We start from the raw sequence: 17,236 nt of genomic DNA, 5'->3' as shown, positions 1-17,236 counted from the left end.
AATAAATAAGGAGGGTATCTCGATAATGAGATACCCTCCTTGTTTATGATTAGATTTTCTTTTCGTTGAAAAACCTTGTTACTATTTCAATATACTGATCTGATTTATCAATATGAACTACATGTTGTGAGTCGATACGCAGATAACTTGAATTTGGAATTAAATCAATAATTTGATTTGCTTCTTCCTGATCAATTGCTCCATTAAGAATGCCATTGCTCTGTATTTTAAAATTAGCATGTAACAATAATGAGGGACATTTGATTTTAGATAATGTTTTACTATGGTTAAAACTTTTATTCCAACTTCCGTCATGAAATGCAGCACCAAAATGTGGGTCATAATAATTCATTCCTCGTATCATTAAACGAACCATAACAGGTAAATAGATGATTTCTAATCCTCGATTCAAATTGTGTCTGCGATAAATTTTAATTGTATTTGCTAGCAGTGGAGCTACATTAAAACCAATACGTTCCTTAAAAAAATTCTTACATTGTTCAATCCAATAAAGCAGAAAATCATGTTTCGTATGATCTTGGATAAAATCAGAACAGACTGAGAAAGATTTATCTGCAATAGTGTCCAAAATTCTTGGATATTCACTTGATAATAATGCAGGATCTTCCAATACAATTCCATTTACTAGTTCTGGAGCATTAGTAGCAAGCCAGGCAGTTAACACACCACCAGATGAATTACCACTAACATATACAGGTTTTTGAATGACATATTGAATAAATTTTACAAGGTCATTGCCAATCTGATTAGCATTCATATAGTCTGAAGGAGCACTTGTTTTTCCATGACCATGATAATCAACAGCAAATATATGAAATGATTTAGATAGCTTAGGTAATACACGACTATAGCTGTACCAATCCATATGTTGTGCATGCAGAAGCAATAGTGCAGGTCCATTATTTGGCCCTTCTGCATAGTTGAAGTTTACTTTACCAATTTGTACTTGGTATTCCTTAAATCCAGCTTTTATCACTTTTTTATGATAGGGGTCTTTATATCGAGTAAGAATAAAATAAATCGTAAAAATCATTATCATAAGACCAAAAATTGATTCTAAAAATATAATTATCATAATAGATACCAATTATTTTATTGCATTTAAAATTGCTTTTACTTTATCAATATCAACAACTTCATAGTTATTAGAGTCCAAATACTGATAACTAACATGTTGGTTACTTGTTGTTGGATCTTCTTTGAATCCTTTGCATGAAGAATGTACTTGGTGAATACCAGTATAATCAATCAGTTGTTGTGCATTGTTTTCATTAACTCCAGAACCCATCACAAACTCAATTTTACTGCCATAAGTTTCATAAGCAGACTTCATAATGTCTTTACCTTCATTTACAGTAGCATAAGAGCCGCTTGTTAAGATTCGATCACACCCTAATTCAATTAATGCTTTAATTGATTCTTCATAGTTTTTACTGACATCAATTGCTCGATGAAAGACTGCTTCTTTTTGGTAAGAGTGGATTAAATCAATCATTTTCTTTGTAAGATCGTATTTGATAGTTGAATCTTCATTCAGAAATCCAAAGGCAAGACCATCAGCTCCATTTTCAAGAAGTAAGATAGCATCTGTAAACATTACTTCAATATCATCATTAGAATAACAAAATCCACCAGCACGAGGACGTACCATACAAACCGTTTTGATATTTGTGAGTGTTTTAGTCTTAATTAGGCTTCCTAGAGAAGGTGTTAAACCTCCAAGGTATAATGCACTATTTAATTCAATTCGTTGCGCATGAGCTTTATCTGCTTGTAGTGCATCTTCAAAACTACCACAACATACTTCTAATAAATTATTCATACAGCATCACTCCTTTCGAGTCGATTGCAACAGTTAATGGAAGGTCTTCTACTTCCAAACGTTGAATGGCTTCTGCACCTAAATCTTCAAAAGCAATTAACTCTGCTTTCTTTACACATTTTCCTAAAAGCGCCCCAGCACCACCAATTGCTACAAAATAAACGGCATGATTGTTGGTAATTGCATCTTTTACTTGTGTACTTCTATAACCTTTTCCAATGGTAGCTTTTACTCCTAAGTCATATAATCGAGGAGCATAGGCATCCATTCTTGAACTGGTTGTTGGACCAGCACTTCCAAATATTTTACCTGGAGGAGTTGGTGTAGGACCTACATAATAAATCGTAATATCTTTTAAGTCCATAGGTAATGGCTCATTTCGATCTAACATTTCACATAAGCGTTTATGTGCTGCATCTCTTGCAGTATAGATAATTCCACTTAAGTAGATGACTTCACCACATGTAAAGGTATCGCATACTTCTTTTGTGAGTGGTGTAGTAACTTTTCTCATGAGATTACCTCCTTGGCATGACGTGTAATATGGCAAGAGATATTAACAGCAACTGGTAAACCAGCAATGTGGGTTGGGAAATATTCTACATTAACTGCAAGTGCAGTTGTATCACCTTTGAAACCTTGTGGACCAATATTTAATTTATTTGCTTCATTTAATAATTTCTTTTCTAATTGAGCATACTTTGGATTTTGATTTGGTAGTGTTGCATCACGAAGTGTAGCTTTCTTTGCTAGTACTGCAGCATAATCAAAACTACCACCAATTCCAACACCTACCACCATTGGTGGACATGCATTTGGACCAGCATTCTTAATTGCATTAATAACTGCATCAACTACACCTTGTTCTCCCTGAGCTGGCTTCAACATTGTCAGGGTAGACATATTTTCACTACCAAATCCTTTGGTACTTACTTCTAACTCAATACGGTCACCTTCTATAATCGATGTATAGATTACACACGGTGTATTATCCTTTGTATTGATTCGTTCATAGATTGGATCATCTACAATTGATTTACGTAAGTAACCTTCTTCATATCCAAGACGCACACCTTCGTTAATTGCTTCATTTAAGTCTCCACCAACAAGATGTACTTCCTGACCAATATTAATAAATACAATTACCATTCCGGTATCCTGACAAACAGGAATTTGTTCTTGAGAAGCAATATCAGCATTTTGCTGGAGCAGTTGCAGTGTTTCTTTGCCCAATGGATTTGTTTCATTTTCTGCTGCCTGATCTAAGAGGTAACGAATATCTTTTGGATAATTAATATTGATATCCTGTACCATATCTTTAATTTTGTTTGTTATGATTTGAACATTTATTTCTTTCATTGTTTTACCAGATTACTTTCTACAGCGATTTTTTTCACTGCATCTGCAACAACCTGAGCAACTTTTGGATTAAAAGAGTTTGGAATAATATAGTCTTCACTTAATTCGTCTTCATGGATAACTGAAGCAATTGCTCTAGCAGCAGCTACTTTCATTTCTTCACTAATCATTGTAGCTTTAGCATCCAATGCACCACGGAAGATTCCAGGGAAAACCAATACATTATTAATTTGGTTAGGGAAGTCACTGCGACCAGTAGCAACTACTCTCGCGCCACCTTTTTTTGCTTCATCTGGCATAATTTCAGGAACTGGATTTGCCATTGCAAATACAATTGCATCATCGGCCATTGTTGAAACCATTTGTGAGGTAACGATGTTTGGTGCGCTAACGCCAATAAAGATATCTTTATCTTTCATTACCGTAGCTAAGTCACCACGTATTTTTTGAGGATTGGTAATTTCTGCCATAGCTTTTTGAGCATCATTCATCCATTCTTCACCAGTACATAAGGCACCCTTGATATCAACTAAAGTAATGTCTTTGATTCCTATTTTTAATAACAGTTTACAGATACTGATTCCAGCACTACCAGCACCATTGATGACAACCTGTACGTCTTTCAGTTTTTTATCAACTAGTTTTAGTGCATTTAATACCCCTGCACTAACCACAATTGCAGTCCCATGCTGATCATCATGAAATACAGGGATATCCAATTCTTCAATTAATCTTTTCTCAATTTCAAAACAACGAGGTGCACTAATATCTTCTAAATTAATTCCGCCAAATGTTGGTGTTAAATACTTAACCGTTTTAATAATTTCTTCTACATCTTGTGTATCCAGACAAATAGGGAAGGCATCGATATCCGCAAATTCTTTAAATAAAATTGCTTTTCCTTCCATGACTGGCATTGCCGCTTCTGGTCCAATATTACCTAATCCCAATACTGCACTTCCATCACTTACTACAGCAACTAAGTTACCTTTGCTTGTATACTCGTATACTGTTTTAGGATCTTTTACGATTTCTCTACAAGGTTGTGCTACACCAGGTGTGTATGCAAGCGATAAATCTTCCATATTTTCTACTTTTACTTTTGAGGTAATTGCTACTTTACCTTTTTTTGCTTTGTGTAATGCTAATGATTGTTCATAAACGTCCATATTCAAACTCCTTTTTTAATACATTTATTATAATAAATAAAAAGCAGAAATACTAATTAAATTGATTTCTGCTTATAAATATAAAATATGATTATAGATTGTGAGATAATGCAGTTGAATTAATGCTTGGTTTTAGTAATAACAAATAAAAGATATAGTAGATAAAATAACCGATAACACAACTACTGACATTTAGGATAATATCATCAATATCAAAACTTCCTAGATTAGTAAGTAATTGGAAAGTTTCAAAGAATAATGATATTAAGAAACAAATCAGAATAGTCTTGATAAACGTCTTTCCATATAAATAACCAATAAAGAATCCCAATGGAATAAAGACGATTGTATTTCCTGCAATATTAAGAAAACCATTCATTGTTAATCCATTTGCAAGTTCATATGTATATCCATTGATTGTCTCAAATGGAGTTAGGTTTACTTTCAGATATAGATTAGGATTGAATATATTGAAAATGTTCATACCATGAAGTCCATTGTCAATTTTGATGATGACAAATAAAAACAGACAGATGATATAAATATAGAATAAAATTTTTATTGTAGTGTTTACTTCATGTTTTTTCATAGCCGTAGTATATCATAAAAATAAATTCAATAACTTAAAAGAACCTTAAATTTTAATAAACTTTAAATTATAAATTTTAATAATCATATTTCTCCTTGGTTTTACTGGACATTTTAGGAAATATGTTTAATAATCAATACATGTAATTTTATAAATATTTATATAAAATCCAAGATTTGGGGATAAGGTAGTAAAGAAATCAAGGAGAACTTCATATGGGAAAACCTAAAAAAATAGCTCGCTTTCGTGAATATATGAGAACAATTATGATGGCGATGAAAGAAAACAAAAGTACAACGATTGTATATTTTGTTCTTCGGTTTGCAGTTATCGCAGTTATGATTTTGCAGATACTAAATGGAAATTATGAAAATGTATTTTTATGTATTTTGACGCTTGTATTATTTATAGTACCAAGTTTTATTGAATTAAAGTTTAAGGTGTATCTGCCATCAACACTTGAAATCATTATTCTGTTATTTATTTTCGCTGCAGAAATTCTTGGTGAAATACATGATTACTATTATACTTATCAGTACTGGGATACTATTTTACATACAATCAATGGATTTTTAGCTGCTGCTGTAGGGTATTCACTCGTAGATTTACTTAATAAGAGTGATCGAGTAAAGTTTGAGTTATCACCAATCTTTATGGCAATTGTAGCATTTAGCTTTTCAATGACCATTGGTGTATTATGGGAGTTCTTTGAATTTGGAATGGATCAGTTTTTTGGAATGAACACACAGAAAGATACCATATTGACTTCGGTTCCTTATTTGCCAACGGGACCAAATGGAGAACGTGAGACGATTGAAAACATAACCAGTGTTGTGGTAAATGGAATTCCGCTTACTGTCGAGGGATATGTGGATATTGGATTAATTGATACGATGTATGATTTAATAGTGAATTTCGTAGGTGCTTTTATCTTTTCTGTTTTTGGTTTCTTTTATGCCAAAGGATATATTACTGGTAAATTTATTAAACGCTTTATTCCAAGGAAGCGACCAGAGGAGATGGATTATCTCAATGGTGGGACATTGGACGAAGAATAATATAGATAAAGGAAGTTCTTTATGTAATAATAAATTTAATTACTATTATATATAATAAGGAGAAAAAAGATGCTTCCTAATAAAGAAAGTTTGCAGAATACTTGTAAGAGCCTAGCGGTGCTCGATGCTATCCTGTCTCAGGATTGGGAATATCGTTATTATTCCTATAATAAGAATTGGTCTGAAAACGAAGAATGTTTTACGATGCGAAATGGTGAAGGTGATGAGTTATTGATTTTATTTAAAAATCATCAATGTATTATCAATGGGTTTCTTAGTGAAGAAGGCTGTATGGATAAAAGTAAATTGAAAGAAGATGTGCCAGCAATATTTCAATCGTTTATCTTTGGAGAACCAATTATCACAATTGGTACAACCTTTTGTATCTGGAGTGATGAGAATGGTAACTGGAATCCTGAAGATGTTGAAGGCTTAAGTCAAAAGTATGCAGACTTTATGAATATGTATACGACAGATCCTCGTGTTTACTTATATTGGGCTATTGATTATTATGAAACGGACACATTAAATTATGATGCACTTAATGTTGTGTTTAATGAAAAAGAATTAAATACAAAGGATGTTTTGAACATCAATGAAGAGTTAGAGGATTGGGACCAACTAAAAGAAGACTTGGATGAGATTGGATATTCTTATAATTTTGAAGCATAGAAAAAAGTCGTTTGTGAGGATAACTCATAAACGACTTTTTTCTATGCTTGTTGGTATGCAGGAACTTGTGCCTTATATTTCGCAGGTACGACCTGATAGACTGCTCTTGCAATCATGAAATCAACCATACTGTGAACAACGGTTCCAACTCCTACTAATACAATAATTGAATATAGGAAGTTAGAAGTGTCAGCTCCACTGAAGAAGAAAGGCATAACTACAATCACTTCACATGCTGCGTGAATTAGTGATAATACAAGTGTAAATGCGATAAACTTCTTTCCTTGAATTAAATCTGGTTTTTTAGTTAAAGCATAGCTACCAATTAATGCAAATACTAAATGCGATGCTGCTCTGGCAACAACTGTAATTGGAAACCCACCAAAGAAAAATCCAATTGTTGTTCCTATGCATACTGTCGCAGTGATTCCTGGTGACAGAAACATTGCGATCATAATAGCAACATGACTTGCTAGTGTAAATGAAGCTGGTTCAATTACAACCTTAATTGGTGAAAATAATGGAATAATAATTCCGATTGCGCATAGCATACTTGCTAGCATCATTTGAGATATTTTATTGTTTTTCATTGACTTACTCCCCTTGTGTCTTTATAAGTGTCAAGACACATTATAGAACAAAGTTGTTTACTTGGCAAGGAAAATAGTAATTGTAACCCCATACAACTATCAATCATAAAAATCATTCCCTAAATATATGAATATTCAGGGAATGATTTTAGTTTTTTTATGATAGCATAATTAAGATAAATATTACTGTTTTTATTGTCGTTCGATAATGTCGAAAAGTGTTCGTAATTTTAAAAAACCTATGTACAACTGAAAGGGCTTACAATATAATGAGGATGTAGGAATTGCAATTCTTAGAATGAGTAATGAGAGGAGGTTGATGATGAAGGAGAGAATAGAAGGAAAGAATGATATTAAATCAATTGTGAAAGCTAGCAAGATTATTGATGTAATAGCATTCGAAAGAAAACCATTATCATTAAGTGAATTGTCGAACCGGTTAGGTATGGCGAAGAGCACGCTGCATGGTTTGTTATCAACCTTGGTAAATATTCATTACCTAGAACAAGAACAAGACACAGGGCGTTATAAATTAGGAATCCAACTCTTTGAATTGGGTAGTCAGATTGCGAATACGTGGAATGAAAAAGAGATTGCGAAATCATATATGGAGAAATTGGTAGAGAAAACAGGTGAAACTGTTCATCTGGCAATGCTAAGTAATGGTGAAGTTCTATATGTGGAAAAGCAGGAAGCTTATAGTTCAATTAGAATCGCAACTGCACCAGGTGCGAAACTTCCAGTTCACTGTACAGGAGTTGGTAAAGTTCTGTTAGCATTTAGCAGCGCTCAGGAAATTGATGAAATATTGAAGGGCTATGAATTATCACCACATACCGAGTTTACAATCACTGATAAGGGAGATTTATTAAGTGAATTGCAGAGAATAAGAAGACAAGGGTATGCGTATGATAATCAAGAGTTTGTTGATGGACTACGCTGTGTATCAGCACCAATCTTTAATCACACAAATCGAGTTATCTTTTCCCTAAGTGTTTCAGGACCGTTGTATCGAATGCAGGATGAACAAATTGAAAAATATCGTGAATTACTGTTGGATGCAACTTATGAAATATCAAGAAAGTTAGGATACCGAAAGTGAGAACCACATATCAAATCATCGTAGATGATAAAATAGTCAACTGTTATGAAAATGAGACCCTCTTAGCTTCCATGCGAAGAAATAACGTTGATGAGATTATCAATGGCTGCTTTGGTGGTGGTTGTGGCAGGTGCTTGATTGAAGTGCTTGAAGGATCGTATAAGATTTGTAGGAACATGAATAAGGAATATGTGAAAGATGAAGCGAGTAATCGATTATTAGCATGTTGTATCACTCCTTGCAGTGATATGAAGATTGCAATAATGCGAAACCGTTAATAGGAGAAAAAAATGGCAATAAAAGGTGTATTACGTGCATCAATGATGCAGGTTCGAGTTTTAAATATTGAAGACTCAGTAAAATTTTATCGTGATATTTTAGGATTAGAAGAAGTATGTAGAACCGAAGATGGTAGAGTATGTTTTAAAGGTTATGATGAATTTGATCATCATACATTTACAATTCGTTTAGCAGATAAACCAGGTCTTGATTTCTTAGCATTTAAAGTTTCTTGTCCAAAAGCATTGGATGAAATTGAAGAACAAACAAAAGCATTTGGATTAGATTATGAAGTTATTGAAGCAAATACTGACCAACCAGGTTATGGAAAACGTTTAGCAGTTCAACTTCCTACTGGTCACCGTATTGATTTATTTGCAGAAGTAGAAATGGCTGAAAACCACCCAGATCTACATAACCCAGATATCTGGCCAGGTGGAAAACAACCAAAAGGTGTTGGAGCTACAATGGTAGACCACGCGTTATTATTTGGACCTAACTCTGCAGAAGCAGTTCGTTATATGAAAGAAGTTATGGGATTAGGTGTTGCAGAAGTTGCAAGAACTCCTGATGGTAAAGCAGATGCATGTACATGGTTAACAGGATCTAATCGTCCTCATGATGTTGCTGTATTAGAATTTGACCAACCAGGTAAGATTCACCACTTAGCATTTAAATTAAACTCATGGACAGAAGTTGGACGTGCAGCTGATATCTTAACAATCAATAATGTTATGATCGATGCTGGACCAATGCGTCATGGTATTACAAGAGGATATACAATTTACTTCTTTGACCCTTCTGGAAACCGTTGTGAATTATTCGCAGGTGGATATGCATATTATCCAGATATGCCAGTTCGTGTATGGGATTTCGATCAATTAGGAAAAGGAATCTTCTATTACGACCGTAAACTGAAAGAAAATTACCTTGAGGTGATTACATAAGGAGATAACAGTTTTACTGTTATCTTCTGTTAATACAGGAATGAAGGAGGAAATTATGAGTAGACCAGAAATAGCAAACACAATCAAAACAGGAAGTTATAATACAAATTATCATGACCAAGGAGAAGGTTTTCCTTTACTGTTGGTTCATGGTTCAGGACCAGGAGTCTCAGCATGGGCGAACTGGCGTCTGGTAATTCCTGAGTTATCAAAGATGGCTAGAGTGTTAGCGCCAGATATGGTTGGATTTGGATATACAGATCGACCTGAAGGAATTGAATTAAATATGAAAACTTGGGTGCAGCAAGCTGTTGATTTCTTAGATGCTTTAGGAATTGAACAAACCGATATCGTCGGAAACTCTTTTGGTGGAGCTCTTGCAATCGCAATGGCAATCGAACACCCTAAGCGTATTCGTCGTGTTGTACTAATGGGTGCAATGGGAGTGAACTTTAAATTATCAGAAGGATTGAATGCAGTATGGGGTTATACTCCATCAGTTGAAAACATGAAAAAGATGTTGGATCTGTTTGTATACGATAAATCAATCGCTACTGATGATTTGGCAGCAATGCGTTATGAAGCTAGTATTGAACCAGGATTCCAAGAATCATTTGCAGCAATGTTCCCAGAACCTAGACAGGAATGGGTAGACTTTATGGCATATCCAGATGAAGAAATTGCGAAAATTCCACACCATACATTAATTGTTCATGGACGTGAGGATCAAGTAATTCCAATATCAAATTCTTATAAGTTAATTGATTTGATTGATGATGCACAATTGCATGTCTTTGGTCACTGTGGACACTGGACTCAAATCGAACAAGTTAAGAAGTTTAATGCGGTAGTGGCAAACTTTTTAAGTGAGTAAGATCATGAGTGATTTACATAAAGAATTAGCAAAGCAATTGTATGAAGCACAAAAAACTAGACAAGCCATAAAACCTTTGTCAGAAGATAAAGCATTAACAGTTGTTGATGCATATCAAATTCAATTAGAGAATATTGATCGTTTTGTAAGTGAAGGAAGAGAAATTTCTGGAAAGAAAATTGGTCTTACATCACTTGCAATGCAGAATATGTTTGGTGTTGGTGAACCCGATTATGGCCATATCTTTAAAGATGTGTATTTTAAGCATGATGTTGATCGTTCTCTGTTCATGCAACCAAAAGTGGAGGGAGAAGTTGCATTTGTACTAAAAGAAGATTTAATTGGTCCAAATGTAACGGTTGAAGAGGTGCTGGAGAAAACGGAATATGTGGTTGCAGCACTTGAAATTGTAGACAGCAGAATTGAAGACTGGAAAATTAAACTTGTAGATACAGTTGCTGATAATGCATCGTTTGGTGGTTATTGTCTGGGAACAATTCGATTAGAACCATCGGTATGTGACTTAAAGAAATTAGAGATGGATTTCTACATGAATGGTAAGAAAGTCAATTCTGGTAAAGGAGAAGATGTATTAGGCGACCCTGCATATTGTGTAGCATGGTTAGCTAATAAGATGAGTGAGTTTGGTATACCTTTGAAAAAAGGCGAAGTAATATTATCTGGTGCTTTTTCTGCTGCTTTGCCTGCAGAGAAAGGAGATATATTTGAAGCTAAATTCTCACAACTGGGAAGTGTGTTGTGTGAATTCAAATAATTAAGTTTATGAAAAAGATAAAAGTAGCGGTCATCGGTCCAGGTAACATTGGAAGTGATTTAATGTACAAAATTTTACGTAGTGATTACCTGGAAATGACGATGATGGCAGGTATTGTAGAGTCAGAAGGGATAAAAAGAGCAAAGGGCTTGGGAATTGAGACAACAACGGATGGTGTACAAGGTGTACTTGAAAAAGACGATATTCAAATCGTATTTGATGCAACCAGTGCTCCAGCACATTTGACTCATGCACCATTATTAGAAAAGGCGGGGAAGATTGCAATTGACTTAACGCCAGCTGCAGTTGGTCCTTATATGGTTCCATCCGTGAATTTAGATCAGCTGATGAAACAAAACCATAAAAATATTAATTTAGTTACATGTGGAGGTCAGGCAACAATCCCAATCGTTCATGCAGTTGAACGTGTTGCTGGAGCAAAGTATGCAGAAATTGTCGCATGTATTTCTTCAAAAAGTGCTGGGCCAGGTACTCGTGCAAATATTGATGAGTTTACCGAAACTACAGCAAAAGCGATTGAAGAAGTAGGAGGGGCGGATAAAGGAAAAGCAATCATTGTATTGAATCCAGCAGAACCACCAATTATGATGACAAATACAATCTATGTAACTATTAAAGATACTTCTGTTTCTTTAGAAGCAATCAGTGAGTCAATTAATGAGATTGTGAAAGAAATTCAACGTTATGTACCAGGATACAAGTTACGTGTACCTCCAATTTTAGAAGGAGATAAAGTGACCGTTGGAGTTGAAGTTGAAGGTCAAGGAGATTTTCTTCCTACTTACTCAGGAAATCTGGATATTATCAATGCTGCAGCAATTCAGGCGGCAGAACAGATTGCACAGGAATTGCTGAAGGGGGAAGAATAGTATGAAAAAAATACATGTTGTAGATACAACATTGCGTGATGGAAGTCATGCAATAGGGCACTCATTCAGTGTTGAAGATGTAACCAAAATTGCACAAGGACTGGATGCAAGTGGTGTTGAATTGATTGAAATCTCTCATGGTGATGGTATCAATGGTTCCTCTTATAATTATGGATTTATGAAATCATCAGAAATGGAACTATTAAAAGCAGCCAGTAAAGTAATAAGGAATGCAAAATTAACAGTCTTATTGTTACCAGGAATTGGAACAGTAGAAGATTTAAAGTATGTTCATGAACACTGTGGAGTAACTGCAGTGCGGGTGGCGACACATGTAAGTGAAGCGGATATTAGTAAACAACATATTGAAGCAGCGAAAGAGTTAGGAATGACAGCAGTTGGATTCTTAATGCTTGCACATATGTCAACACCAAGTGAAATTGCAGAGCAGGCAAAATTAATGGAAAGTTATGGAGCTGACTATATTAATATTGCAGATTCTGCAGGACATTTACTGCCAGAAAATGTTTCAGAAATAATTAAGACAGTTTGCTCAGCAGTATCAATACCAGTAGGATTCCATGCTCATAACAATTTAGCATTAGCTATGGGGAATACATTAGCAGCGATTGAAGCAGGAGCAACCTATGTGGATGGTACGTTATGTGGATTAGGAGCAGGAGCAGGAAATACGCAACTAGAAGTACTTGCTGGAGTATTGGACTTAAAAGGTTTAGATTCTGGATTAGACTTCTATGGATTAATGGATGTTGCAAAAGATGTTGTAACACCAATTATGAAACGACCACAAATCATTGATGAAGATTCATTGATGGTAGGGTATGCAGGAGTATATTCAAGTTTCTTCCTACACGTAAAACGAGCAGCAGAAAAATTCCAACTTGAATCTAGAGATATTCTAGTAGAGTTAGGAAAAAGAAAAATGGTAGGTGGACAGGAAGATATGATTATCGATGTTGCTTATCAACTATCACAAAAAAAATAAGGATTTCAATTTCCTTATTTTTTTATGCGATCCTTAGAGTTAGGAATTCTTAGTTGCATTCGATATTTCGCAATTGTTCTTCTGGAAGCTGATAAACCTATTTCGTTTAACTTATCAACTAAATCAATATCTCTAAGTGGGTTAGAAGGATCTTCATTCTTAATGAAATCATGTACTGCTTTTACAATAGAATCTTTACTATCACCTGAGGTGGTGGAAGAAACAAATAAGTTTTTAATTGGAAATACTTCATTTTGAAAAGAGTAATATTTATTTGATAAGGTCCGAGATACCGTCGATTCATGAAACCCAGTATTCTTAGCAATCATAGCAAGTGTACAAGTTTGCAGTTCATCATGAAATAAAAAGTAACTCTTTTGAATCTGAAATAATTCATTTGCTAACAACAATAATGTTTTATTACGTTTGGATAAACTGTCAATAAAGAAAAGAGCCTCTTTAAAATAAGTTTTTAAAACTTTGTTCTTTATATTCTCTTCATTCAAACTTTCATCTAAAATAATATTTCCTAATTCGTTTGTAGATAATACAAGATTATTATCTTCGATATTTACGATTAAATCTGGAATAATATTTTCAACTTTTCTTGTTATATACTGCTCACAAGGGAATGGATTACACAATCGTATATCTTCGATATAAGATTGGATTTCTTCAATAGAATATCCTTTTTTCTTGGCGATACTTTTTAAATCATTTTTTATTAGATATTCACTGTAGTTTTGGAAAATATCAACACAGTCGTCTAGATTCTGATATTGTAACTGAAGAATAATACTGTCAAAACTGTCTTTTGCTGCAACTCCAATTGGTTCAAAACTTTGAATTACTTTTAATGTGTTTTTAAATTCTGGAACACTAACATTGAGATGTTTACTACTTTCTGAAATAGAAAGAGTAAAAAATCCATTTTCATCTAATGACTCAATAATATATTCAGCGATATGCTTATCATATTTTTCTTTGCATACATGAAGTTGTAAATATAGTTCCTCACTTAAAGTTACCTTGTGCGAAAGAGCTTCATTCATATATAAATCCATATCGATGGAAGGTGTATAAGAAATATATGGATTTTTATCCGCAATCACTTTTATCTGTTGGTATAACTTTTCTTGAGGTGCACTTAAAATATCCAATGATTTTTTCATGGATAAAGATAAATTCAATGTTTGTTTGTGTGTTTGCTTCTGTGTGAAATTTTGTTTCATTACAACCTTCTTTCACTTATATTATAGCAAGAATCATGCCACAGGATTTTTATAAATCATCAATTGACATTTTATGATAGTTTGATACTATGAAATTGATATTTGAGGTACAAAATGAAAGAAAAAATACTAGAATTAATCTATCAAAATACAGAGCAAAAAGACTATGAAGCGAATACAGCTCAGTCAATCAGTGCTACTTTAAAAATTAGTAGGAACCAAGTTGCACAGATTTTGCATTCTTTGTATCTTGAACGTAAGTGTATAAAAATAACTGTGAAACCATTACTGTTTCTTTCGCGTAAAGCTTTGGAAGAACGTTGTGGTTTTTTGTTGGAGGATACAGAATATAGTTCAATTGAAGAAATCTTTTCAAAAGGAAAAAAACAACCAGAGAAAAAAGATTTTGATAAATTGATTGGTGCTCATGGTAGTTTAAATGAAGTTGTAAAACAAAGTAAGGCTACAGTTTCTTACCCACCCCATGGAATACCATTACTGTTTCATGGAGATACGGGAACAGGAAAAAGTTATATGGCACAGTTGTTGTATGAATATTCTAAAAATGAAGGATTGATAGCAGAGGATGCAAAGTTTTTAACCCTTAACTGTAGTGAGTATGCGAACAATCCAGAACTAATAACTGCAAACTTATTTGGTTATGTGAAAGGTGCCTTTACTGGTGCTGATGAGGATGTAGAAGGGTTACTATCGTTGGCTGATGGTGGAATTTTATTCTTGGATGAAGTTCATGAACTAAAGGCAGAGAATCAGGAAAAATTATTCTTGTTTATGGATCAGGGGATCTTTCATCGGATGGGAGATAACAAAGTATGGATGAAATCAAATGTTCGTCTAATCTTTGCGACAACAGAAGATCCGGAGAAAGTATTGTTGAAGACGCTATTAAGAAGAATTCCTGTTACGATTAATATTCCTAATTTAGCACAACGTGAACAGAAAGAAAGGGCTGAATTATTGTATTACCTGTTTTCTCAGGAAGAGCAGAGAATCAATAAACCTATTCGTATTAGTTCACAAGTATATCAGGCGTTACTACATTATAATTTCACAGGAAATATTGGTGAGTTGAAAAGTTGTATTCAGTACTGTTGTATTAGTTCTTTGTTTGATAACAAAGATTCTCAGCAAATCACAGTAACGATTGCGCATCTTCCTAAGAATGTATTGGATTCACATAGTGAAGAACAACAAGTGTTATCAAGTCAGATTACTTATTTGGAGATTCATCAACTATTGGATTTTGTAGGAAAAACTTCTGAATTAATTGAGATGTATAATAGTATTTATAAACTAGCTGAAAAAGACCATTTTAATGATTTAAGTAATATTGATAAGTATCAGGAAATATTTACAGCTTATTTTGAAAATAAATCAGTAGAAAATAATCAGAAGCAGTTCTATAAGAAAACGGTAAAAAGTGTTGTTGATATTGTAGCTAGTGGTTATGGATTACATATTAGTAATAACGATGTGTTATCATTAACGAAATTTCTAGGTGATGCTTTACAGTATTATTTTGAATTGCAACATTTCTATGAACAATATACGCAAGATTTTACGATTTTTTATGATTATCTGAAAATGAAGTATTATCGAGAGGTAAAGATAGCAAATGAGGTAGCTCATTATCTTGAACATTTTACTGATATGGAATTAGGGGAAGCAGTAAACGTATGGTTAACTCTATTCTTTGTGATTAGTGGAAAGGTAAAGGCTTCAAATCAAGTAGTAGCGGTTATACTGGCACATGGATTTTCTACAGCAAGCAGTATTGCGGAAGCGGCAAATAAGATGTTGAATCATTATGTATTTGATTCAATTGATATGCCACTACATGTTGATACAAATACAATTGTTGATCGACTAAATGAATTCTTATCAAATATTGGAAGATTTGATAATTTATACTTGTTAGTTGATATGGGAAGTCTGGAAGCGATTGATGATGGAATTCAAATTGATCATGCCAATGTAGGAATCATCAATAATGTAACGACAAAGATGGCGTTGGAAGTTGGTTCTAATATTTTGCAGGAAATGCCAATGGAAGAGAATTTGTCAAAGATAGTGGAAACAGCCGATTATGCTTATCATATGAAAAAGAGTGAGCAGAAAGAAAATGTAATTCTTTGTTCATGTGCAAGTGGAATTGGAACAGCCGAAAAGTTAAAGAAGATTATCAATGATTCTTTACCAAACAATATTCATATTAAAGTATTAACGTATGATTATACATCTTTGCTGGAAAAGAAAACGGATAGTGAATTCTTTACACAATACAATGTATTATGTACAGTAGGGACACTGAATCCAAATATTGATGGATTAAAATTCATTCCAATTGAACAACTGATTATTAGTGATGATATTAAGGAGTTAACTTCATATCTTTGCGATTATATGGATGAAAAAGATATTGAGGTATTCAAACGTAATATGGTAAAGAACTTCTCTCTTTCGAATATTATGAATGCATTAACCATTTTAAATCCTACACAGTTACTAGAGTATGTAGCAAATGCGATTGACCGTTTACAACAATCAATGGAATTATCATTCTCAAACAGTACCTGCTTTGGTCTGTATGTTCATATCAGTTGTCTGATTGAACGATTGGTTATGAATAAAAATATTGAGAGCCATGCAGATATTGAAAAGTTTATTGAAGAACATCAATCATTTATTGATAAGGTAAAAGAATCATTTGCTCAAGTGGAGGATTACTATGGTGTGACCTTCACTATGGAAGAAATTGCATACATTTATGAATATATTGAAAACAATTAGCGTGCTGTGGCACGCTTTTTGCTTGTATACAAGTGAAGAG

18 protein-coding genes are annotated in these 17,236 nt (G+C 33.7%); 10 read left to right on the top strand and 8 right to left on the bottom strand.

What is annotated here, in order from left to right:
- Positions 1-49: 49 nt before the first annotated feature.
- The 6 genes from J2S15_RS04165 to J2S15_RS04140 all read right to left on the bottom strand — a co-directional run bounded on the left by J2S15_RS04165 (position 50) and on the right by J2S15_RS04140 (position 4,960).
- Positions 50-1,096: an alpha/beta fold hydrolase gene (locus J2S15_RS04165; protein ID WP_307405756.1), complete on the bottom strand. Its 1,047-nt coding sequence runs from the start codon at positions 1,094-1,096 to the stop codon at positions 50-52.
- Positions 1,097-1,108: 12 nt separating this feature from the next.
- Positions 1,109-1,843, bottom strand: coding sequence for a copper homeostasis protein CutC (locus tag J2S15_RS04160; protein WP_307405754.1), 735 nt, complete (start codon positions 1,841-1,843; stop codon positions 1,109-1,111).
- Complete coding sequence (locus tag J2S15_RS04155) at positions 1,836-2,357, bottom strand: Fe-S-containing hydro-lyase (protein WP_307405752.1); 522 nt, start codon at positions 2,355-2,357, stop codon at positions 1,836-1,838. The genes J2S15_RS04160 and J2S15_RS04155 overlap by 8 nt, the downstream gene beginning before the upstream one ends.
- Positions 2,354-3,202, bottom strand: coding sequence for a fumarate hydratase (locus J2S15_RS04150; protein ID WP_307405750.1), 849 nt, complete (start codon positions 3,200-3,202; stop codon positions 2,354-2,356). Before J2S15_RS04150 ends, J2S15_RS04155 begins: the two co-directional genes overlap by 4 nt.
- A complete protein-coding gene (locus J2S15_RS04145) occupies positions 3,199-4,371 on the bottom strand; it encodes an NAD(P)-dependent malic enzyme (protein WP_307405748.1) in 1,173 nt (390 codons plus the stop codon). Before J2S15_RS04145 ends, J2S15_RS04150 begins: the two co-directional genes overlap by 4 nt.
- A gap of 91 nt (positions 4,372-4,462) precedes the next feature.
- A complete protein-coding gene (locus J2S15_RS04140; RefSeq protein ID WP_307405746.1) occupies positions 4,463-4,960 on the bottom strand; it encodes a VanZ family protein in 498 nt (165 codons plus the stop codon).
- 215 nt (positions 4,961-5,175) lie between these two features.
- On the opposite strand from J2S15_RS04140, the gene J2S15_RS04135 reads away from it, so the two are divergent.
- Positions 5,176-6,018 carry a DUF2238 domain-containing protein gene (locus J2S15_RS04135; RefSeq protein WP_307405744.1) on the top strand — a complete coding sequence of 281 codons (843 nt, stop codon included), beginning with the start codon at positions 5,176-5,178 and terminating at the stop codon, positions 6,016-6,018.
- 69 nt (positions 6,019-6,087) lie between these two features.
- Positions 6,088-6,690 carry a hypothetical protein gene (locus tag J2S15_RS04130; protein ID WP_307405742.1) on the top strand — a complete coding sequence of 201 codons (603 nt, stop codon included), beginning with the start codon at positions 6,088-6,090 and terminating at the stop codon, positions 6,688-6,690.
- A 41-nt stretch (positions 6,691-6,731) separates the two neighbouring features.
- Here the strand turns inward: J2S15_RS04130 and J2S15_RS04125 are convergent, their stop codons facing one another.
- A complete protein-coding gene (locus J2S15_RS04125; protein WP_307405741.1) occupies positions 6,732-7,280 on the bottom strand; it encodes a hypothetical protein in 549 nt (182 codons plus the stop codon).
- A 322-nt stretch (positions 7,281-7,602) separates the two neighbouring features.
- On the opposite strand from J2S15_RS04125, the gene J2S15_RS04120 reads away from it, so the two are divergent.
- Genes J2S15_RS04120 through dmpG form a run of 7 tightly spaced genes read left to right on the top strand, consistent with a single transcriptional unit; the run spans position 7,603 to position 13,153 of the window.
- The gene (locus tag J2S15_RS04120) at positions 7,603-8,382 is read left to right on the top strand and encodes an IclR family transcriptional regulator (RefSeq protein ID WP_307405739.1); all 780 of its coding nucleotides are present in this window, start codon (positions 7,603-7,605) and stop codon (positions 8,380-8,382) included.
- Positions 8,379-8,660: a 2Fe-2S iron-sulfur cluster-binding protein gene (locus tag J2S15_RS04115; protein WP_307405736.1), complete on the top strand. Its 282-nt coding sequence runs from the start codon at positions 8,379-8,381 to the stop codon at positions 8,658-8,660. The genes J2S15_RS04120 and J2S15_RS04115 overlap by 4 nt, the downstream gene beginning before the upstream one ends.
- A 12-nt stretch (positions 8,661-8,672) precedes the next feature.
- On the top strand, positions 8,673-9,608 hold the full coding sequence (locus J2S15_RS04110; protein ID WP_307405734.1) for a catechol 2,3-dioxygenase: 936 nt from the start codon (positions 8,673-8,675) through the stop codon (positions 9,606-9,608).
- Between the two features lie 55 nt (positions 9,609-9,663).
- The gene (locus J2S15_RS04105) at positions 9,664-10,482 is read left to right on the top strand and encodes an alpha/beta fold hydrolase (protein WP_307405733.1); all 819 of its coding nucleotides are present in this window, start codon (positions 9,664-9,666) and stop codon (positions 10,480-10,482) included.
- Between the two features lie 4 nt (positions 10,483-10,486).
- Positions 10,487-11,257, top strand: a complete 771-nt coding sequence (locus tag J2S15_RS04100; protein WP_307405731.1) for a 2-keto-4-pentenoate hydratase — start codon at positions 10,487-10,489, stop codon at positions 11,255-11,257.
- A gap of 8 nt (positions 11,258-11,265) precedes the next feature.
- A complete protein-coding gene (locus J2S15_RS04095) occupies positions 11,266-12,147 on the top strand; it encodes an acetaldehyde dehydrogenase (acetylating) (protein WP_307405729.1) in 882 nt (293 codons plus the stop codon).
- 1 nt (position 12,148) lies between these two features.
- Positions 12,149-13,153: a 4-hydroxy-2-oxovalerate aldolase gene (gene dmpG, locus J2S15_RS04090; protein ID WP_307405727.1), complete on the top strand. Its 1,005-nt coding sequence runs from the start codon at positions 12,149-12,151 to the stop codon at positions 13,151-13,153.
- A gap of 14 nt (positions 13,154-13,167) precedes the next feature.
- Here the strand turns inward: dmpG and J2S15_RS04085 are convergent, their stop codons facing one another.
- A complete protein-coding gene (locus J2S15_RS04085) occupies positions 13,168-14,385 on the bottom strand; it encodes an RNA polymerase factor sigma-54 (RefSeq protein WP_307405725.1) in 1,218 nt (405 codons plus the stop codon).
- Positions 14,386-14,499: 114 nt separating this feature from the next.
- Between J2S15_RS04085 and J2S15_RS04080 the strand changes: the two genes are divergently transcribed.
- Positions 14,500-17,196: a sigma 54-interacting transcriptional regulator gene (locus J2S15_RS04080; RefSeq protein WP_307405723.1), complete on the top strand. Its 2,697-nt coding sequence runs from the start codon at positions 14,500-14,502 to the stop codon at positions 17,194-17,196.
- Positions 17,197-17,236 lie beyond the last annotated feature (40 nt).

The organism is Breznakia pachnodae (genome assembly GCF_030814225.1).
Lineage (GTDB): Bacteria > Bacillota_I > Bacilli_A > Erysipelotrichales > Erysipelotrichaceae > Breznakia > Breznakia pachnodae.
This window is presented reverse-complemented; position numbering and strand designations above follow the sequence as displayed.